The following is an 18,761-nucleotide window of genomic DNA, read 5'->3' as shown; positions in this document are numbered from 1 at the left end:
CCCACGCGTCCGGGGCCGGGCCGCCCCGCCGCCGGGGCCGCCTCCGGCCGGGGGCCCTCTTGACATGTCCCTTGTGTGTACCCGTCCGAAGCGGGAAGGAGGAGCCTCAAGCAAACGACCCGAAAAGGTGAAGTCATGGAGATTACCGGCATTCTCACCGCGATCGTCGTGGGTGTCGTCATCGGCGTCCTGGGCCGGCTGGTGCTTCCCGGACGTCAGCGCATCGGTGTCCTGTGGACGATCGTGGTCGGTATCGCCGCGGCCCTGATCGGTACGTTCATCGCCGCGGGGCTCGGTGTCGCCGGCACCAACGGCGTCGACTGGCTGCAGATCCTGATCCAGGTGGCGCTGGCCGCGGTGGGTATCGCAGCCCTGGAGCGCGCCAAGGCCCACGCCTGACGGGCGCCGCAGGCGCCCCGGGCCGCCGCCGGACGCGGCGGCCGCCCGCAGCCTCCCGCCGTCCGGGCCCCCGGGCCCGGACGGCGACGGCCCGGCGGGGAGGCGGCTTGTGAGCCGCGCCTCCCCGCCGGGCCTCCGGCCGTTCCGGGGCGGACCCGCCCCGCCCCGTGGGGCCGTGGGACCGGGGGCGGTGCGTTCCCGGTCCCGGCCGGCCCCGGTGCGGCCGTCCCGCCCGGCTCCGTCCGAACCCGCCGGGCGGGACCGGCTCCCTCGCACCGGGGCCGGTGCTCCGTGCGCCGCCTCAGCCGGTGTGGTGGTCGCGCTGGAAGAGGGCCGCGTGCTCCAGCACGTCCTCCATGGGATCGTCGATCTGACCCGTCGAGATCAGCGCGACGGTCGGCCCGTTGTGCGAGCCGTGGTGGGTCTCATCGGCCCACGCCGCCCCGCCGCCCGCCAGGACCGCGCCGACCGCGGCCGCCGCCACCGCGCCCGTCCGCACCAGGGCCCGTCCCCTCGCGTTCATCGTGCTCCCCTCCTTGCCGGTCGTGGACGGGCCATCGCCGTCCGCCGTGCATATCTGCCGGTGAGCGGAAAAGTTACGAACGGATCTGAGGACGGGTCGGCAGACGAGCTCGAAACCGCGCGCGTGCCGGCTCCCGCGCTCGGGCGCGCGCCCACGAGCTGCCGGATGCACCGGGTTCGGCGGGCCCGCACCGCCCGGCGGGCCGCCTCGAACCCGGGAGCTCAAGACGGCCCGGAACCACGGCGGTCGGCCGGAGGACGGCCGGACGGGTGCTCGATAGGGTGGCCGCGCGTGCGACGGCCGCACCGCCACAGCCCGCCCAGGAGCGCCCCGACCGTGCTGATCGCCACCGACACCGGGCAGGGCCCGCTGCACTGGCTGCTCCTCCTCGCCGGCCCGCCCGCCGTCCTGGCGCTCTCCGTCCCGGTCGCGCGGCTCGCGCGGCGGGGGAGGAGGGGGGACCGCGGGAGCGCCTGGGCCGCCGGCGCGTTCGCCCTCCTCGCGGCGGCCGCGGCCTGCTACACCGTCGGCCTGTTCACCGTGCTCCGGCTGGAGAGCGCCTACCACACCTGCACCTACGAGCGGTTCCGCTTCCCCGACGGCGCCGGCATCCCCCGGCTCACCGGTGCCGAGGACAGCCTGCTCCCGCTCGGCTCGGTGTGCGTCTGGGAGGACGGGACGGTCCTCGACCGCGTCCCGGCCTTCGTCAACCCGGCCCTGGCGCTGCTCACGGCGGCGGCCGCGGTGTGCGCGGCCCTCGCCCTCGACCGGGGCCGCCGCGCCCGCGGGGCCGCCGGGGGGTGACGGCCGGGCGTTCCGGCGGGGCCCACCGCGTGCGGGCCCCGCCGAGCGGGGGCGCGGGCCGGGCAGCCGGCTCAGGAACGCCGCGGCTCGAAGTGCAGGGCGACGATCCCGCAGTCGAACGGCCGCGTGTCGACCAGGCGGAACCTCCGGTGGGCACCGGTGTCGGGGAACACGGGCAGCCCGGAGCCGAGCGCCACCGGGTTGACGAACAGGTGGAGCTCGTCCAGCAGCTCCCCGGCGACCAGGTTCCCGACGAGCGTGCTGCCGCCGTAGGTGATGATGTCGCCGCCCGGCCGCTCCTTGAGCCCGCGCACGGTCTCGGCGAGGTCGCCGCCGGCGACGGTGGTGTTCTCCCAGGGCGACTCGGTGAGGGAGTCGGAGACGACGACCTTGGGCGTGTCGTTCATGAAGTCGATGGACGCCTGGTCCTCGCCCTCGGGCCCGGCCGCCCAGGCCGGGATGAACCCCTCGGCGAGCCTGCGTCCCAGCAGGATGCAGTCGACCGGCTCGGTGAGCGCGTCGACGTGGGCGTCGAGGTCGTCGCTCCACGGGAACGTCAGCCAGTCCATCGCACCACCCGGACCGGCCATGTAGCCGTCGATGCTGACCTGGACCTGGAGCTTGAGCTTCCGCACGGGTTGCGTCCCTTCGGGGTGGAGGCGGTGCCGGGCGTTCGGCGGACGGCCGCGGGACGGGGGCGCCCGGCGGCGGACGGCCGCGGCCATGCGGAGCCGGGGCCCGGCCGGCCCGGCTCCGCATGGCCGGAAAGCTAGCGGGCGCCACTGACAGGGCCGCCGGAGCGGGGCCGCGCGGCGCGCCGCACGGCCCCGGGCCGTCAGGCGCGGGCGCAGGCGCGGCAGGCGCGGGACGACGACGCCACCGCCACGTGCGACACGACCGTGAACGCACCGGCGAACGCGGCCAGCGGCCCGTGCGTGGCCAGGGGGGAGGCCGCGGCGAGCGTGAGCGTGGCGAGGGCCACGGAGACGCCGGCGACGGTCCCGGCCCACGCGACCGCCAGGGGCAGCCGGCGCGGTGTGGGCAGTCTGCGGGCGAGGGGCCCGGTGACCGCCAGCGCCACCGTGGCGAGCAGGGCGGCGGCGGTCGCGGCGCCCGCGAAGGGCGCGGCCAGCCACTGGGCCGCGCCCGGCGCCCGGCCGGTGCCGTGGGCGGCGGTCAGCAGCAGGTACCAGCAGACGGCCAGGACGGGGATGGTGAGGGCGACGGCCCGGGAGGTGTGCCGGACCTGGGCGACGGTCAGCTCCCGCTGGCAGGCCGGTGCCAGCTCGGCGACGGTGCCGAACTCGCGCACGGCCCGCTCGAGGGCCCGGCCGGGGGACAGCCCCGTGCCGGCGCAGGCGGCCACCGTGTCCGCGAGGCCGTCGCGCATCTCCGCGACCATGCGGGCCTTCGCCCGGGCCGGGCCGCGCAGGGCGGCCGCCAGGGCCTCGGCGTACTCCTCGACCGACCCGTACTCCTCGACCGACCCGTGCTCCTCGGCCGGCCCGTGCTCCTCGGCCGGCCCGTGCTCCTCGGCCGGCCCGTGCTCCGCCGCGGAGGAGGGCTCCTGCGCGGCGCGGGCCCGCCGGGCGGCGGCGCTCATGCGGCGGGCCCCGGACGTGCGGCGGGTTCCAGGACGGAGCCGATGGCCGCGGTGAACTCCCGCCAGGCCGTCCGCTCGCCGGCCAGGGCGCGGCGCCCGGCGTCGGTGAGTTCGTAGCAGCGCCGCCTCCGCTCCCCGACGGACTCCCAGGAGCTGCGCAGCAGCCCGAGCCGCTCCAGCCGGTTGAGCGCGGGATAGACCGTGCCCGTGCGCAGTTCGAGCGCGCCGCCGCTGCGCCGCTGGACGGCCGTGATGATCGCGTAGCCGTGCAGCGGCCCCGGTTCGAGCACGGCCAGCAGCAGTCCGTCGAGGTGTCCCCGTACCGCGTCCGCCTTCATGGGTAGGCAGCCTACACAATGTGGCTGTAGGCATGCTATCTATTGGCAGCCAATGTATTCACCGTCGGTGCGGAGGTCCGCGATGACCAAGCTCCTGCTGTCCGTGCACGTCCTCGCGGCGATCCTGGTGGTCGGCCCGATCGCCGTGGCCGCCTCGCTCTTCCCGCGCCACGCCCGGCAGGCGGCCTCCGGAGGCGGGGGACCGCGGGAGCGGGACGCCGGGGTCGCCGCCGTCCTGCACCGGATCTGCCGCGGTTACGCCGTCGTCGGCGTCGCCGTCCCGGTCTTCGGGATCGCCACGGGCGCGCAGCTCGGCGTCCTCACCGACGCCTGGCTGGTCGTGTCGATGGCCCTGACGGCGCTCGCCGCGGCCCTGCTGGTGCTGGCCATCGTGCCCGGCCAGCGGCGGATGATCGAGGCGGCGGTGACCGCCCCCGGCACCGGGGCCGGCGGCGAGGCCGGCGGCGGCGGGGATGCCGCCGGGGGGACGCGGTCGGCGGCGGCCCGGCTGGCCATGCTCACCGGCGTCTTCAACCTGCTGTGGGCGGTCGTCGTCGTGCTGATGATCGTCCGGCCCGGCTCCACCACGGGAGCGTGACCGGCGTGCGCGCCCTGCGGATCGCCGCCGGCACCGAGGCGGTCTCCCTGGCCCTCCTGCTGCTCAACCTCCTCACCGTGCACGCCGAGGCGGTCGCCTCGCTCGCCGGCCCGCTGCACGGCACCGCCTACCTCGCGGCGATCGCGGCCGCCTGGCAGGCCACGACCGCCGCCGACGCGAGCGCGCGGTGGTACGCCCTGGTGCCCGGCGTCGGCGGACTGCTCGCCCTGCGCCGCATCGGGCGGGATCCCGCCCCCGGCGTCCGGCGGGGGTGACGGGTTCGCCCCCGCGGACCGGGAGGGGGCGGTGCGCCGGGCACCGGGACGCGGGTCACAGCCGCTCGAAGCCCCGCATCCGCTCCCAGTCCGTGACCGCGCGCTCGAAGGCCGCCAGCTCCGCGCGGGCCGCGCGGGCGTAGTGGCCGACGACCTCCCCGCCGAAGAGCTCGGCCGCGATCTCGCTGGTCTCCCAGCGGTGGAGGGCCTCGGCGAGGGTGGCGGGCAGCCGGGGGACGGAGTCGTCGGCGAGGGCGTTGCCGGTGTGCGGCGCGGGGAGGGGCAGCCGGTTGTCGACGCCGTACAGCCCCGCGGCCACCACGGCGGCCACGGCCAGGTACGGGTTGGCGTCGCCGCCCGGGACGCGGTGCTCGATGCGCAGGGAGGGGCCCGCGCCCACCACCCGTATCGGGCAGGTGCGGTTGTCGCGTCCCCAGGCGATGCCCGTCGGGGCGAACGCGCCGGGCTGGAGGCGCTTGTAGGAGTTGACGTTCGGCGCCATCAGCAGGGTCAGGTCGGGCAGGCAGGCGAGCTGCCCGGCGGTGAAGTGCCGCATCAGCTCCGACATGCCGTCGCCGGCGTCCGGGTCGGCCAGGACGGGCGCGCCGTCCCGGCCGCGCAGGGAGAGGTGCACGTGGCAGGAGTTGCCCTCGCCCTCGTCGAACTTCGGCATGAAGGTCAGCGCCGCGCCCTCGGCGGCGGCCACCTGCTTGGCGCCGTTCTTGAAGAAGACGTGGTTGTCGCAGGTGGCCATCGCCTCCGCGTAGCGGAAGACGATCTCGTACTGGCCCGCGTGGCACTCCCCGCGGGCCGTCTCCATCTCCAGCCCGGCGCGCGCCATCTCGCGGCGGATGCGGCGCACCACGGGCTCCACCTCCTCCAGGCCCTGGAGGGAGTAGTCGGTGTTGTAGCGGGCGGCGGGGCGCAGACCGGCGTAGCGGCGCTCCCACGCCTCGCGGTAGGAGGCGGCGAAGACGATGAACTCCAGCTCGGTGCCGGCGTACGCGGTCAGCCCGCGTTCGGCCAGCCGGTCGAGCTGGGTGCGCAGGAGGTGCCGGGGGGCGACGGGGACCGGCTCCCCGCCGGGCCAGACGGCGTCGGCGAGGACGAGGGCGGTGCCGTCGTCCCAGGGCAGGCGGGTGCGCAGGGTGGCGGGGTCGGGGCGCAGCACGAAGTCGCCGAAGCCGCTGCCCCAGGCGTCGATGGCGTAACCGGGCCCGGTGTCCATCTCCACGTCGGCGGCCAGCAGGTACACGCAGGCGCCGAAGCCCCGGCGCGCGGCCTCGTCCAGGAAGTGGGGGACGGACAGGCGGCTGCCCATCAGCCGCCCCTGGAGGTCGGGGACGGCGACGACCACCTCCTCCAGGCGTCCCGCCTCGGCCTCGGCGCGCAGCGGTGCGTACGGGTCGGCGGTCGTCATGAGGGCTCCTCCGGTGCGGGGCGGGCGGCGGGTGCCGGTGCGGGGGCCGCGTCGGCCAGCGGGTTGGGGACGGTGCCGTGGACGACGTCGAATCCCTCGTCGCGCTCGGCCCGGTCGTGGAACGCCCCGCCCAGGAGCTGCTCGCGGTTGAGGGCCACCCGGTCGAAGACGGGCGCGAGCAGTCCGAACTCCTCGAAGCGGTCGGCCAGTTCGGGGAAGCGGGCGTGGTAGCGGTCGATCTCGGTGCGCACCAGCGCCCAGAACTCCCGCTCGGGCACGCCCAGGTGCTCCTCCACCAGGGGCGCGAAGAAGCGGAAGTGCCCGGCGAACACGGCGCTCAGCAGCGAGTGCGCCAGCTCGTGCGCGGGCCAGCGCAGCAGCACGGCGTCGGCGCGCTCCGGCAGCCCGGCGTACTCGGGCCGCCGCCCGGGCAGCAGGTTGACGTCCTCGGCGAAGTCCTTGAGCGCCACGCCCACGGGCACCTCGTCGGCGCCGAAGAGGACGACGGTGTTCTCGCCGTGCGGGCAGTAGGCGACGCCGTACCGGTAGAGGTAGTGCAGCAGCCCCGGCAGCAGGGCGGCCAGGAAGCGGGCCAGCCAGGCGCGCGGCGCCAGCCCGGAGCGCGCCACCAGTTCGGCCGCCAGCGCCCGCCCGTCCGAGCCGGTCTTCAGCAGGGCCGCCATGGTGCGGGCCCGCTCCCCCGGGCGCAGCACCCCCGTCACCGGTTCGCGCCACACCGCGCCCAGCAGCTCGTGGTAGCGGTACGGGGCGTCGTGCACCGACTCGTACAGCGGGTGGTGGACGGCGACGGACGCCACCTCGCCCAGCGGGTGGAAGCGCAGCTCGTCCCGCAGGTACGGGTCGGCGTCGCGGACCGCGTGGAGCCAGGCGCTGACGTCGGGCGCGGCCGTCGTCGGCGCGGTGGACAGCCCCCGCCACACCAGGGTGTTGCGGATCAGCAGGGGCACCTTGACGTTGCGGCGGTCGGGGCGGTCGAGGTTGGCCAGGGTGCGCACGGACTGGAGGGGGCGGTAGCGGTCCGGGCCCTCGCCCAGGGAAACGATTCGCCCGTCGGCGAGGTAGGGGGCGAAGAGGGGGACCACGGCCTCGTCCCAGTGGAAGGGGTGGACCGGCAGCCAGACGTACTCCTCCGGCGCGCGGGGACCGCCGGCGCAGGCGTCCCCCAGGGCGGCGGCGAAGCGCCCGCGCACGGCGCCGTCCAGCTCCTCGGCCAGCAGGGCCGCGGCGTCCAGGCCGGGCATGCCCGCGTACGCGGCCAGGTCCCGGTGCACCGCGGCCCAGCGCAGCCGCACCTCCCCGGCGGACTCGGGGGCGTAGGCGGCGGCGTCGGAGGCGGAGAAGCCCAGCCGCCCCTTGTTGAGCAGCATGCAGGGGTGGCCGTCCTGGTGGGCCTCCAGCTCCAGGTGGTCCAGGTCGGCGAGGGCGGCGGCGGGCAGGTCGCGGGCGATGGTCCCGGCCTGGGCGAGGCGGGTGGCGGTCAGCTCGCGCAGCACCTCGGCCGTGGTGGGGCCGTCCCAGCCGAGCACCCGGCGGGCGTCGAGCAGCAGCCGCTCGGGCCCGGCCTCCTCGCCGGGGGCGGGCTCCGGGGAGCGGCGGAGGGTGCCGGGAACCAGGCGCCAGGTGCCGAAGGTGCCGCGGGAGGCGCGGAACGTCCAGCGCACGCCCTCCCCCAGGTCCAGGCGCCAGGCCCCCGGGGCGCGCCCGCTCCCGTGCCCGGATCCGCGATCGGACCCGGCCCCGGACCCGGAATCGGGAGCGGACCCGGACCCGGGATCGGGCTCGGGGACGAGCAGCTCCTCGTACGCGAACTCCTCGACGGCCTTGGCCAGCAGCCTGCGCCCCGCCTCCGCCCAGGCTCCGCGGGATATGGGCGCGGTCATCGGGCGGCCTCCCCGGTCGTCCCGGCCTCCCCGGGCCCGGATGTCTCCCCGGGCCGCTGCCCGGGCACCCCGAAGGTCGTCCAGGCCGCCCGCCGGGGGACGGGCAGGACGGTGCGGCCCGCGGCGGCGTTGAGGATCACCGCGGCGCGCCAGGCGCCCAGGGTGAGGTCGGGCGCGCCCACGCCGTGGGTGTGCATCTCGGCGTTCTGCACGTACAGCGCGCCGGTGACGGACGGGTCGAGGGCGACGCGGTAGGAGCCGTCGACGCGGTAGCGGCCCCGCTCGTCCCAGTCGACCAGCTTCTCCAGCGGCTCCAGGAAGGCCGGGCGCACGGGCGCGTACCCGGTGGCGGCCACCACCGCCGAGGTGCGGACCTCGAACGCGGCGCCCTGCCCGGCGTGGCGGCAGGACAGGACGTAACCGCCGGTGCCGCCGGTGCCGCTGTCGGGGCGCGCGGCGACCACCTCCACGCCGGGGTGGAGGTCCGCGCGCGGCCGTCCGCCGCCGATCGTCCGCTCGTACAGCTCGTCGTGGATGTCGGCGAGCGTCTCCTCGCTGACGCCCTTGTAGAGCTGCCACTGCTCGCGCACCAGCCGGTCGCGCGTGGCCTCGGGCAGGGCGCGGAAGTAGTCGACGTAGTCGGGCGTGAAGTGCTCCAGGCCGATCTTGGAGTACTCCATGGGCGCGAACGCCGGGGTGCGCGCCAGCCAGCGCACGTACGGGCCGCCGCGCCCCTGGCCGTCCTGGTGCCGCAGCAGGTCCAGCACCACCTCGGCGCCGGACTGGCCCGCCCCGACCACGGTGACGTCGTCCAGCGCGGCCAGGGCGGCGCGGTGGGCGCGGTAGTCGGAGCTGTGCAGGACGGGCCCGGACCGCCCCCCGCCCAGCAGGGGGCGCAGCGGCTCGGGCACCACCGGGGCCGTGCCGACGCCCAGGACGACCTGCCGGGCCAGGACGCGCCGGCCGCCCCTGCCGCCGGCCGGACGGTGCCGGACGGCGAACGCCTCCTCGGCCGCGTCCCACTCCACGGCCGTCACCTCGGCGTCGAAGCGGCACGACGGCAGGTGCTCGGCGACCCAGCGGCAGTAGTGGTCGTACTCGCGGCGCGGGATGTGGAAGCGCTCGGAGAAGAAGAACGGGAACAGCCGCTCGTGCTCGCGCAGGTAGTTCAGGAACGACCAGGGGCTGGTCGGGTCGGCCATCGTCACCAGGTCCGCCAGGAACGGCACCTGGAGGACCGTCCCCTCCAGCAGCAGGCCCGGGTGCCAGGAGAAGGCGGGCCCGCGCTCCAGGAAGAGGGTGCGCAGCCCCGGCACGCCGTCGCAGAGGGCGGCCAGCGACAGGTTGAACGGGCCGATGCCGACGCCCACGAGGTCGTACACGCCGCCGGACGCCTTCCCGGACGGGCCGCCGCCCGACGCGCCGCCGGACGCCCGCCCGGGCACGGAAGGGGGATGGTGGGTCACCGGTGCACCTCCGCGAGGGGATTGGGAAGGTCGACGTAGACGGACTGGGTGTGGACATCGCCGACCAGCTCGTCGAGGCCGTCCACGCAGGTCAGGAAGTTGCCCTTGCAGCGCAGCACCGGCGCGTCCAGCAGCAGCTCCAGCAGGCCCTTGGCGCCGGGCTCGGCGGCGCGCAGCCGCTCCAGCGCGCCGCGCAGCACCCGCAGCAGCTCCTCCTCGTCGGCCAGTCCGTACGCCCCGAAGGCGCCGACCAGGCCCAGGAGGTTGGCCACGCCCAGGTAGTAGGCGACCCGCTCGTCGACGAAGGCGTCGTCGAAGACCAGCTCCACGCCCTCGGCCGCGCCGGGCAGCAGCCGCTCCAGCTCCCCGGCGCGGGAGGCGGCCACGTAGTAGCCCTGACTGTCGCGGTACCAGCCGGCGGCGGGCAGCCCGTCGCGGTCCAGCGCGACCAGGGTGTTCTGGTGGTGCGGCTCCAGGGCGACGCCGTAGCGGGCCTGGAGCCGGACCAGCGGGACGGCCAGCACCTCCAGGTAGCGGGCCAGCCACCGCGCGGACGCCTCGGCGACCGGTGTCCCGTGGGCGCGGGCGGTGCGCTCCACCGCCTCGCACAGCGCCGCCCGGTGCGCGGGAGGGGAGCCGTCGCCGGGCCCGGTGCGCTCGGAGAGCAGCCCGGCCACGCACCGGGCGTCGCCGGCCCCGCCCCGGAAGGGGTTGTCGCGGACGGCGGTCTCCAGCCCCGTCTCGGGACCGTCCGGGGAGCCGCCGGGGTCCACCGACACCCAGGCGGGGTCCCGCAGGATGCCGAACTCCGGGTGCTCGGCGCGCAGCCACGCCGCCGGACCGTCCGGCCCGGCCGCCAGCAGCCGGGCGGCCCGCACCCCCAGCCGCAGCTCGCCGCGGAGGTTGTTGCGGCGGGAGTTGGTGATCCGCATCCCCAGCGACAGCTTCAGCATCGCCCCCGCGTCCGGCCGGTGCACCGTCCGCACCGAGGACGTCGGCCACCAGGCGGGACCGGCCGGGCCCAGCGGGCGCAGCAGCCCGGCGTCCAGCAGGGCGGCGACCTCCGGGCGTCCGGCGGCCTCGCGCGCCTGCCAGGGGTGGGCGGGCACCGGGACCATGCCGTCGGGGACGTCCGGGCCCCCGGGCCCCGCGGCGAGGGCGCGCAGCAGCCCGGCCACCGGACGGCCGTCGGCGCTCTCGCCGACCACCACGTCCGGGTGCGCGGCGAACCAGTGCAGCGGGAAGGAGCCCCGCACCTCCGGCGACCAGAGCTCCAGCTCGGCGTCGGAGGCGCCCTCGCGGCTCTTGGGGGCCGGGTGGAAGGGGTGGCCCAGCAGCAGCGCCTGCTCGGCCTCCAGGAACGGCGTCGGGCCCGCCGCGCCGGGCGGCTCCTCCCGGCGCCGGGCGAGGTGGACGGCGGTGCGGCGGGCGGAGTCCAGCACCCGTCCCACCGCGTCGGTGCCCGTGTGGGGCGGCAGGCCCCGGCCCAGCGTGGCCTCCCGCACCAGCACCGCCGCCACCAGCGCCGTGTCCGCGGGGAGGCTGCCGCCCCGCTCGGAGGTGACCACGCGCGCCGGGCCGAAGCGGTGCCACCCGGTGGCCGAGCGGTACCGCACCGGCACCCGCAGCGTCGTCCGGCTGACGGGCAGGACCAGGTGCAGCGAGCGCCCGGCGGCCGGGACCTCGGTGCCGGTGTCGCGGACGTACGCGCGCACCAGCCGCTCCGTCGCGGCGGCGTCGGCGGCGCGCCGGGCGTCGGGGTGGTCGAGCGGGTCCCCGTCCCGCGGTCCCGGGTTCACGGCGCCTCCCGTCCGCTTCCTGCGGCTCTCTCCGCCTTCTCCGCCTTCTTCTCCGCCGCCTCTTCCGCCGCCTCCTCGGCCCGGCCCGCCTCGGCGACGGCGCGCAGCAGGTGCTCGACGTCGGCGGGCGTCGCGTGCGGATTGAGGAGGGTGAGCTTCAGCCGCACCCGGCCCGGTCCCGTGCCCGGCAGCTCGGTGCGGCCGACGACGGCCCGCCCGCCGCGCAGCAGCCTGCGCCGCAGGGAGGCGTTGATCCGGTCCGCCCGCGCCGGGTCGTACGGGCCGCGCGCGGGCAGGTAGCGGAAGAGGAAGGCCGTCAACTCCGGTTCGGAGTACAGCTCCAGCCGGGGGTGGGCGCGCACGGCCTCCGCCCCGGCCCGCGCCAGGTCGTGGCAGGCGTCCACCAGGCGCCCCAGGCCCTCGCGGCCCAGCGTCCGCAGCGTGACGGCGACGGAGAAGGCGTCCGCGCGGCGGGTGGTGCGCAGCGACAGGCCGAGCAGGCTGGGGTAACCGGCCTCCTCGTCGTCGGACGGGTTGAGGTAGACCGCGCGCCGGGCCAGGGAGGCGTACGTCTCCGCGCGGCGGACGAGGAACACGCCGGCCGCCGCCGGCTGCCAGCCCAGCTTGTGCCAGTCCAGGGAGACGGAGTCGGCGAGCGCGAGGCCGTCCAGCAGGGGGGCGAGGCGGTCCGACAGCAGCGCGCCGCCGCCGTAGGCCGCGTCCACGTGGAGCCAGGCGCCGTGCTCGGCGGCCAGGTCGGCGCAGGCGCGCAGCGGGTCGACCACGCCGGTGTCGGTGGTCCCGGCGGTGGCGACGACGGCGACCGGCAGCCCGCCGGCGTCCGCGCAGCGGTCCAGGGCCTCGGCCAGGGCGTCCGGGTCCATGCGCAGGTCCCGGTCGACGGCGACGGGCACCACCGCGTCCTCGCCCAGGCCCAGCAGGGCGGCGGCGCGCTGGACGGAGAAGTGCGCGGCGGCGGAGGTGAACACACGGGGGCGCGGGCCGTGGCGGGGCACGCCCCTCAGCTCGACCTGATGCCCTGACGCGCGCCCCAGCACCCGGTCGCGCGCCAGCATCAGGCCCATCAGGTTGGACTCGGTGCCGCCGGAGGTCAGCACCCCGGCGGCACCGTCGCCGTAGCCCACCAGAGCGGCCATCTCGTCCAGCAGCAGCGTCTCCAGGGTGGTGGCCGCCGGGGCCTGGTCCCAGGAGTCCTGGGACGGGTTGAGGGCGGAGACGGCCAGGTCGGCGGCGACGGCCACGGCCAGCGGCGGGCAGTGCAGGTGCGCGGCGCACAGCGGATCGGCCGGATCGGCGCTGCCGTACGCCAGCAGGGACGTCAGCCGGGCCAGCGCGCCGTCGCCGCGGGCCGCCGCGTACTCGGCGGCGACGCGCTCGGCCAGCGCGCCGGGCGGGCCCGCGGGAACGGGCCCGCCGCGCCGCGCCGCGCCCTCGCCGAGGGCGGCGAGCACGGCGCGCACCAGCGGCTCCAGAGCCCCGGGGCCGGCCGTGGACCCCGACAGGGCGGTGGCGGCGTCCGAGGCGCCGCCGGCCGGCGGCAGGCCCGCGGCGAGCGTCTCGGCCACCGTGTCGACGGCGGCGCGCAAAGCATCGGCACGCGCCCCACCGCGCGCGTCGGCACACGCCCGGCCGCGCGCCGGCGGGACGCCGGGCGCTCCGTCGGCGGCGTCCGCCGCGTCCGCCGCCCGGACCCGGCCCGTCACGCGGAACGCCCCGAACCCGGCCGGGCACCGGACTGCGCGCCGGCGGCCCGGTCCCCGCGGCCCGCCGCCTCGGCGACCGCGTCCGCCAGCCGGTCCAGCACCGCCCCGGCCTCCGCGTCGGTGATCACCAGCGGCGGCAGCAGCCGCACCGTCGCGCCGTGCCGCCCGCCCAGCTCCACGATCAGCCCCCGCTCCAGGCACGCCGCCCGCACCCGCGCCGCTGTGTGCGGCGCGGCGGGCAGGGCGCCGCACGCGTCGGGCTCGCCCGCCGGGTCCACCAGCTCCACGCCGATCATCAGCCCCCGCCCCCGTACGTCGCCGACCGCGGGGACCTCGGCGGCCAGCGCCTCCAGCCGGGCCGTCATCCGCGCCCCGACCTCGGCGGCCCGCCGCGCCAGCCCCTCGCGGGCGACGAACCGCAAGGTGGCCGCCCCGGCCGCCATGGCCAGGGTGTTGCCGCGGAAGGTGCCGGTGTGCGCGCCGGGCGGCCAGACGTCGTACTCCTCGCGGTACACGACCGCCGCCAGCGGCAGACTGCCGCCGACCGCCTTGGAGACCACCATCGCGTCCGGCACGATCCCGCTGTGCTCGACCGCCCAGAACGCGCCCGTGCGCCCCACCCCGGTCTGCACCTCGTCCACCACCAGCGGGATCCCGCGCTCGGCGGTGATCCGCCGCATCTCCCGCAGCCAGCCGTCCGGGGCGGGCACCACGCCGCCCTCGCCCTGCACCGCCTCCACGATCATCGCGGCGGGCGGTTCCACACCGCCGTCCGGATCGTCCAGCAGCCGCTCGGCGTACGCGGCCGACAGCGCGGCCCCCCGCTCCCCGCCCACCCCGAACGGGCAGCGGTAGGAGTACGGGTACGGCAGCCGCGTCACCCCGGCCCCCGCGCCCGGCGCCGGGCTCCGCACCGCCCCCGCGCGTCCGGAGACGGCCAGCGCGCCCGCCGTCATGCCGTGGTACGCGCCGGTGAACGCCAGCAGGCCGTGCCGTCCGGTGGCCGTGCGCATCAGCTTCAGCGCCGCCTCCACCGCGTCCGTCCCGGCGGGGCCGCAGAAGTGGATCCGGGCCCGGTCGGCGAAGGCGGGCGGCAGGGAGGCGAACAGGGCGTCGGTGAACTCGTCCTTCTGCGGTGTGGCCAGGTCCAGCACGTGCAGCGGCGCGCCGCCGTCCACGGTGCGGCGCACCGCCTCCGTCACCACCGGGTGGTTGTGCCCCAGGGCGAGGGTGCCCGCGCCGGCCAGGCAGTCGAGGTAGCGGCGGCCGTCGGCGCCCTCGACCGTCATGCCGTGCGCGCGGACGGGGACGATCGGGAAGGAGCGGGCGTAGGTGCGGGCCGAGGACTCCCGTTCCCGCTGGCGCCGCAGGACGGCCCCGGCGTCGGTCCCGGCCTCCGCGGGGGCGGCCGGAACGGGTGGTGTGGTGGACACGGTCATGTGGTGACGCTCCGTCAGCAGTGCGGCGGCAGGGCCGGGGCCGTGCCGGGACGGTCAGAGCAGGTGGCGTTCCGCGACGGGGTGGCCGAGGAAGCTGTGCATCGCGAACTCCCAGCCGTAGGAGCCCGCGTAGGGGAAAACGACCAGATCGCCCGCGCGGACTCGGTCCACCCGGACATCGCGCAGCAGCGTGTCCTCGGGGGTGCACAGCTCGCCGACGACCGTCACGCGCGCACCGGCCGCCTCGGGCCGGGGCAGGCCCTCGGGCCAGCGGTCCACGGGCAGGACGGCGACGTTGTGCACCAGGTCCCAGGAGGTGGGGAGCTGGAAGTGGTTGATGCCGCCGCGCAGCACGGCGAAGGCGGAGCCGTAGCTGTGCTTGACGTCGGTCACCTCGGCCGCGTACCAGCCGCAGTCGGCCACCAGGAAGCGGCCCGGCTCCAGGACGACCTTCACCCCGGGCGGCGGCTCCACCCGCGCGGCCAGCTCGCCGAAGCGGGCCACGTCGAACGGCTTCTCGCCCGCGAGCTCCTCGAACGCCACGCCGATGCCGCCGCCGACGTCCACGTGGCGCAGGGCGAACCCCGCCGCACGGGCCGTCCGCGCACTCCACTCCACGCACCAGCGCAGGTAGGCGGCCTGGGAGTCGGCGTCGAGGTTGTTGGAGGCGGCGTGGATGTGGAACCCGGTCACCTCCACACCCGGCAGCCGCAGCGCCTCGGCCAGCACGGCGGGCACGTCGGGCTCGGGGACGCCGAACTGCGAGGGCTCGCCGCCCATGCGGAGCGAGCCGGTGACGGGGATGCCGGCGGGGTTGACGCGCAGCGCCACGCGGGCGGTTGTGCCTTCGGCGACGGCGATCCGGCTGATGCGGTGCAGCTCCAGCGCGCTCTCGGCGTTGATCGCCTCCACCCCGGCGCGCACCAGGGCGGTCAGCACGGGCACGGACTTGGCCGGTCCGGCGGCGACGACGGGGACGTCCTCCCGGTCCCTCTCCCGCAGGGCGGCCAGTGCCAGCTCCAGCTCGGCCCGCGACGCGACCTCGAACCCGTCCACGTACGGCGCCAGCGCCCTGACGACACCGGGGAAGGAGTTGGCCTTCACCGCGTAGTGGACGGCCGCCCACTCCGGCAGCGCCTCGCGCAGTTCGCGTGCGCGCCCGGCGGCGACCTCCCCGTCGTACACGTAGGCGGAGACGGGCTCCGGCCCCTCCGCCAGCTCCAGCAGACGGTGCCGGACCCTGGCGGGGACGACGTCGGGCGGATAGGCGGAGCGCGGATAGGCGGACGGCGGCAGAACGATGGACACGGGCCCTACCTCGGGAGACGGGCGAGCAGGGGGAGGAGCGGTGCGGTCGGTCGTCCGGGCGGTCGTCACCCGTCGGCGGAAGCGCTCACGGCCCTCCTTCCGGGTGCACGTCGTGCGGACCATCCTGCCGGGAGTCCGTCAACTTAGGGGAACCTAACCTAGGGTTTCTCCGGTTCCTTTCCAAGTGCGTTCCCCGTTCGGTCGAGCGCATCCGGACATCACGGGGGCGGGTGTGAAACCGCCGCACCCCGCCGGTGCGGCGGGGTGCGGGGGCGGCGGGGCGGATTCCCGGCCGGTGATCGAATGGCCGAAACCGTCACCGGGACGCGAAAGCGGGCGACGTCCGCACGTCGCCCGCCCGAAGCGGCCCCGGGGCACCCGGCCCGGGCCGGGGTTCACGGCCGCTCGTCCGGCCCGGTGACGAAGGAGCCCTGGCCCAGCACGGTACGGAGTCTGCCTTCCCCGCGGAGCGCGGCCACCGCCTTCTGGACGGTGGACGCGGCCACGTCGAACTCGGAGGCGAGCTCCACCACGGCGGGGAAGCGCGAGCCGGGCGCGTAGGCACCGGCATCGCTGCGGCGGCGCAGTTCGTCGGCCACCTGCGGCCACACGGGCTTGCCCCGATCAAGATCCATGGATCGAACGTATGCGTGTGCGCGAAATCGTGCGACCGCGAATACGCGAATGCGCGTATGCTTGGGCAGCGAGAAACCCCCGCGACAGCGGCAACTGTCCGGGGGTCGTGGCCGATCACTGCGAAGGAGTGACCGACATGGCGAGGATACTCGCTGCCCTTCTGGCCCGGCTGTGGCCGCCGTGCGGCCGTCACCGCCGGGCCGCCGGACCGTGCGCACCGGGGCCGCGCCCGGCGCCGGGACGGAGGATCGTGCGCACCGGCCGGGCCGTGCTGTGCGAACTGGTCGCGGCGGAGGCGGACGAACTGCCGTTGGTGCGGCCGTTCATCGTCCAGTGGGAGCAGGCCGAGCGCCGCCGGGCGCCGGCCGCCCACGGCGGGCGGGTGGCGGTGTGAGCGGCGCCGGCAGCGTCCGTGCCGCGTACTGCGCCCACGACGACGGGCGTGCGGCGACGGTGGAGATCGCCTTCATGGTGCAGAACTCCGGTCCCGGCGTCTCCGTCGTCGCCTGCCCCGAGTGCGCCGGGCGGACCGCCGGGCGCCGCTCCGCGCCCGGGCGGCGCGACCGTCCTCCCGCCGGGCCCCGGGAGCGGACATGAGGCCGCGCACGGCCGAGAACTACTACTCGGCGGCCTGCCGCTTCGGCGGCTGCGCCGAGTGCGGCGAGGGCCGGCCGCCGGTCCGCCCCGTCGAGGGCCTGGTGTACCTGGTCTGCGCCTGCGCCTGCCACACCGCCCTCGAACAGCGCGAGGCCGCCATGAGGGGCGACCGGGTCGCGCGCGAGTGACCCGGGCCCGGCGACGGCTGCCGGACGCTCAGCGCCCGCGGTTCCGGCGGCGGCGCTGCGGGGTCCCGCCGCGCCCGGCGCGCTCCGGCACCGGCGCGGCGATGGTCACGGGGATGCCGGAAGGGGCCTGGGCGCCGGTGATGCGGCTCAGTTCGGCCTCTCCGGAACGGACGCGGGCGGTGTGCGGGACGATGCCGGCGCAGACCATCAGGCGGTCCATGTCCCGGCGCTGGTCGGGGGTGACCAGGGTGACGACGCTGCCGGACTCGCCCGCGCGGGCGGTGCGGCCGCCGCGGTGCAGGTAGTCCTTGTGGTCGCTGGGCGGGTCGACGTTGACCACCAGGTCCAGGTTGTCGACGTGGATGCCGCGGGCCGCGACGTTGGTGGCCACCAGCGCGGTGACGTCGCCCGTCTTGAACTGGGCGAGGGTGCGGGTGCGCTGGGGCTGGGATTTGCCGCCGTGCAGGGCGGCGGCGCGCACACCGCTGTTCAGCAGGTGCCGGGTGAGCCGGTCCACGGCGTGCTTGGTGTCGAGGAACATGATCACCCTGCCGTCGCGGGCGGCGATCTCGGTGGTGACGGCGTGCTTGTCGGCGCCGTGGACGTGCAAGGTGTGGTGCTCCATCGTGGTGACCGCGCCCGCCGAGGGGTCGACCGAGTGGACCACAGGATCGGTCAGGTAGCGGCGGACCAGGAGGTCGACGTTGCGGTCCAGGGTGGCCGAGAACAGCATGCGCTGGCCGTCGGGGCGCACCTGGTCCAGCAGAGCGGTGACCTGCGGCATGAAGCCCATGTCGGCCATCTGGTCGGCCTCGTCCAGCACGGTGGCCCCGATCCGGTCCAGCCGGCAGTCGCCGCGGTCGATGAGGTCCTTGAGACGTCCCGGTGTGGCGACCACGACCTCGGCCCCGGAGCGCAGGGCGCTCGCCTGGCGGCCGATGGACATGCCGCCGACCACGGTGGCCATTCGCAGGGACAGCGACCGGGCGTACGGGGTGAGCGCGTCGGTGACCTGCTGGGCCAGCTCCCGGGTGGGCACGAGGACCAGGGCCAGGGGGCGGCGCGGTTCGGCGCGCTGTCCGGCGAGGCGGGCGAGCAGGGCCAGCCCGAAGGCGAGGGTCTTGCCCGAGCCGGTGCGCCCCCGGCCCAGGACGTCCCGGCCGGCCAGCGAGTTCGGCAGCGTGGCCGCCTGGATCGGGAACGGCTCGTTCATGCCCAGCTTGGCGAGCGTCCTCAGCAGCGCGGCCGGCATGTCCAGTTCGGCGAACGAGGCGACCGCGGGCAGGGCGGGGGTGACGGTGACCGGCGGCGCGAACTCCCCCTGCGGCGCGGCGGGCCGGCGCCCGTAGCCGTTCGAACGCCCGGAGACGCCGGAGCGGCCGGGGGCCCGTGAGCGGAATCCACCGCTCCGGCCCGAGCCGGCGGAAGCGTTCTTTCCGGTGACGGAGCGGCGGTCGTTCGTACGGGTGACGCGGTTCATGCGGAACCTCCTCGAAACGGCGCGCATCGAGGATTTCCCTGACCGAGACAAACGAACGGGAAAACGCAGGAACGTGCCGGCGGAAAACGGATGGAGCCCGGTGCCGGAAAGGGGACCGGGCTGCGGGGCGGTGCGACGGCGGCGCCGTCCGGACTCACCGGGCGGGCGGCGGGGAGCCGGGCCCGTCGGCGCCGAGTCGGCGGGGTGCACCGGGCCGGGAACGGCGGAGAGCCGGGGCCCGCACCCAAGGTGCGGGCCCCGGC

20 protein-coding genes are annotated in these 18,761 nt (G+C 76.9%); 7 read left to right on the top strand and 13 right to left on the bottom strand.

The features are described from left to right. The first annotated feature begins 135 nt into the window (after nucleotides 1-135). On the top strand, nucleotides 136-399 hold the full coding sequence (locus ACFSJS_RS04220) for a GlsB/YeaQ/YmgE family stress response membrane protein (RefSeq protein ID WP_380896857.1): 264 nt from the start codon (nucleotides 136-138) through the stop codon (nucleotides 397-399). A 301-nt stretch (nucleotides 400-700) separates the two neighbouring features. Here ACFSJS_RS04220 and ACFSJS_RS04215 read toward each other — a convergent pair whose 3' ends face one another. Next, nucleotides 701-922, bottom strand: coding sequence for a hypothetical protein (locus ACFSJS_RS04215; protein WP_380896854.1), 222 nt, complete (start codon nucleotides 920-922; stop codon nucleotides 701-703). 336 nt (nucleotides 923-1,258) lie between these two features. Here ACFSJS_RS04215 and ACFSJS_RS04210 point away from each other — a divergent pair, with 336 nt between their 5' ends. Further along, complete coding sequence (locus ACFSJS_RS04210) at nucleotides 1,259-1,726, top strand: hypothetical protein (protein WP_380896852.1); 468 nt, start codon at nucleotides 1,259-1,261, stop codon at nucleotides 1,724-1,726. 71 nt (nucleotides 1,727-1,797) lie between these two features. Here ACFSJS_RS04210 and ACFSJS_RS04205 read toward each other — a convergent pair whose 3' ends face one another. The 3 genes from ACFSJS_RS04205 to ACFSJS_RS04195 all read right to left on the bottom strand — a co-directional run bounded on the left by ACFSJS_RS04205 (nucleotide 1,798) and on the right by ACFSJS_RS04195 (nucleotide 3,667). Next, on the bottom strand, nucleotides 1,798-2,361 hold the full coding sequence (locus tag ACFSJS_RS04205; RefSeq protein ID WP_380896850.1) for a dihydrofolate reductase family protein: 564 nt from the start codon (nucleotides 2,359-2,361) through the stop codon (nucleotides 1,798-1,800). A 200-nt stretch (nucleotides 2,362-2,561) separates the two neighbouring features. Beyond that, nucleotides 2,562-3,329 (bottom strand): permease prefix domain 1-containing protein, encoded by a 768-nt coding sequence (locus tag ACFSJS_RS04200; RefSeq protein WP_380896848.1) that lies wholly within the window; start codon nucleotides 3,327-3,329, stop codon nucleotides 2,562-2,564. Then, on the bottom strand, nucleotides 3,326-3,667 hold the full coding sequence (locus tag ACFSJS_RS04195; protein WP_380896846.1) for a PadR family transcriptional regulator: 342 nt from the start codon (nucleotides 3,665-3,667) through the stop codon (nucleotides 3,326-3,328). Before ACFSJS_RS04195 ends, ACFSJS_RS04200 begins: the two co-directional genes overlap by 4 nt. A gap of 82 nt (nucleotides 3,668-3,749) precedes the next feature. Between ACFSJS_RS04195 and ACFSJS_RS04190 the strand changes: the two genes are divergently transcribed. Continuing rightward, nucleotides 3,750-4,265: a hypothetical protein gene (locus tag ACFSJS_RS04190; protein ID WP_380896844.1), complete on the top strand. Its 516-nt coding sequence runs from the start codon at nucleotides 3,750-3,752 to the stop codon at nucleotides 4,263-4,265. Continuing rightward, a complete protein-coding gene (locus ACFSJS_RS04185) occupies nucleotides 4,262-4,540 on the top strand; it encodes a hypothetical protein (protein ID WP_380896842.1) in 279 nt (92 codons plus the stop codon). The genes ACFSJS_RS04190 and ACFSJS_RS04185 overlap by 4 nt, the downstream gene beginning before the upstream one ends. Nucleotides 4,541-4,595: 55 nt before the next feature. On the opposite strand, the gene ACFSJS_RS04180 is transcribed toward ACFSJS_RS04185, so the two are convergent. The 8 genes from ACFSJS_RS04180 to ACFSJS_RS04145 form a co-directional block, all read right to left on the bottom strand. Then, nucleotides 4,596-5,960: a glutamine synthetase family protein gene (locus ACFSJS_RS04180; RefSeq protein WP_380896840.1), complete on the bottom strand. Its 1,365-nt coding sequence runs from the start codon at nucleotides 5,958-5,960 to the stop codon at nucleotides 4,596-4,598. Further along, entirely contained in the window at nucleotides 5,957-7,861 is a 1,905-nt protein-coding gene (locus ACFSJS_RS04175; RefSeq protein ID WP_380896837.1) for an IucA/IucC family protein, read from the bottom strand. The genes ACFSJS_RS04180 and ACFSJS_RS04175 overlap by 4 nt, the downstream gene beginning before the upstream one ends. Then, nucleotides 7,858-9,243 (bottom strand): lysine N(6)-hydroxylase/L-ornithine N(5)-oxygenase family protein, encoded by a 1,386-nt coding sequence (locus ACFSJS_RS04170; RefSeq protein WP_380896835.1) that lies wholly within the window; start codon nucleotides 9,241-9,243, stop codon nucleotides 7,858-7,860. The genes ACFSJS_RS04175 and ACFSJS_RS04170 overlap by 4 nt, the downstream gene beginning before the upstream one ends. An 80-nt stretch (nucleotides 9,244-9,323) precedes the next feature. Beyond that, nucleotides 9,324-11,126, bottom strand: coding sequence for an IucA/IucC family protein (locus ACFSJS_RS04165; protein ID WP_380896832.1), 1,803 nt, complete (start codon nucleotides 11,124-11,126; stop codon nucleotides 9,324-9,326). Then, on the bottom strand, nucleotides 11,123-12,712 hold the full coding sequence (locus ACFSJS_RS04160; RefSeq protein ID WP_380896829.1) for a pyridoxal phosphate-dependent decarboxylase family protein: 1,590 nt from the start codon (nucleotides 12,710-12,712) through the stop codon (nucleotides 11,123-11,125). The genes ACFSJS_RS04165 and ACFSJS_RS04160 overlap by 4 nt, the downstream gene beginning before the upstream one ends. A gap of 134 nt (nucleotides 12,713-12,846) precedes the next feature. Beyond that, a complete protein-coding gene (locus ACFSJS_RS04155; protein WP_380896826.1) occupies nucleotides 12,847-14,289 on the bottom strand; it encodes a diaminobutyrate--2-oxoglutarate transaminase family protein in 1,443 nt (480 codons plus the stop codon). 54 nt (nucleotides 14,290-14,343) lie between these two features. Further along, on the bottom strand, nucleotides 14,344-15,597 hold the full coding sequence (locus ACFSJS_RS04150) for a type III PLP-dependent enzyme domain-containing protein (RefSeq protein WP_380896824.1): 1,254 nt from the start codon (nucleotides 15,595-15,597) through the stop codon (nucleotides 14,344-14,346). 395 nt (nucleotides 15,598-15,992) lie between these two features. Beyond that, the gene (locus ACFSJS_RS04145; RefSeq protein WP_380896822.1) at nucleotides 15,993-16,232 is read right to left on the bottom strand and encodes a GntR family transcriptional regulator; all 240 of its coding nucleotides are present in this window, start codon (nucleotides 16,230-16,232) and stop codon (nucleotides 15,993-15,995) included. 251 nt (nucleotides 16,233-16,483) lie between these two features. On the opposite strand from ACFSJS_RS04145, the gene ACFSJS_RS04140 reads away from it, so the two are divergent. The 3 genes from ACFSJS_RS04140 to ACFSJS_RS04130 are packed head-to-tail and all read left to right on the top strand — an operon-like array spanning nucleotide 16,484 to nucleotide 17,018. Continuing rightward, nucleotides 16,484-16,627, top strand: a complete 144-nt coding sequence (locus tag ACFSJS_RS04140; RefSeq protein WP_380896820.1) for a hypothetical protein — start codon at nucleotides 16,484-16,486, stop codon at nucleotides 16,625-16,627. Then, nucleotides 16,624-16,830 (top strand): hypothetical protein, encoded by a 207-nt coding sequence (locus ACFSJS_RS04135; RefSeq protein WP_380896818.1) that lies wholly within the window; start codon nucleotides 16,624-16,626, stop codon nucleotides 16,828-16,830. Before ACFSJS_RS04140 ends, ACFSJS_RS04135 begins: the two co-directional genes overlap by 4 nt. Then, nucleotides 16,827-17,018, top strand: coding sequence for a hypothetical protein (locus ACFSJS_RS04130; RefSeq protein ID WP_380896816.1), 192 nt, complete (start codon nucleotides 16,827-16,829; stop codon nucleotides 17,016-17,018). Before ACFSJS_RS04135 ends, ACFSJS_RS04130 begins: the two co-directional genes overlap by 4 nt. Before the next feature lie 28 nt (nucleotides 17,019-17,046). Here the strand turns inward: ACFSJS_RS04130 and ACFSJS_RS04125 are convergent, their stop codons facing one another. Beyond that, nucleotides 17,047-18,498 (bottom strand): DEAD/DEAH box helicase, encoded by a 1,452-nt coding sequence (locus ACFSJS_RS04125; protein ID WP_380896814.1) that lies wholly within the window; start codon nucleotides 18,496-18,498, stop codon nucleotides 17,047-17,049. Between the last annotated feature and the right edge of the window lie 263 nt (nucleotides 18,499-18,761).

Origin of the sequence: Streptomyces desertarenae (assembly GCF_042681365.1) — a bacterium.
Lineage (GTDB): Bacteria > Actinomycetota > Actinomycetes > Streptomycetales > Streptomycetaceae > Streptomyces > Streptomyces desertarenae.
This window is presented reverse-complemented; position numbering and strand designations above follow the sequence as displayed.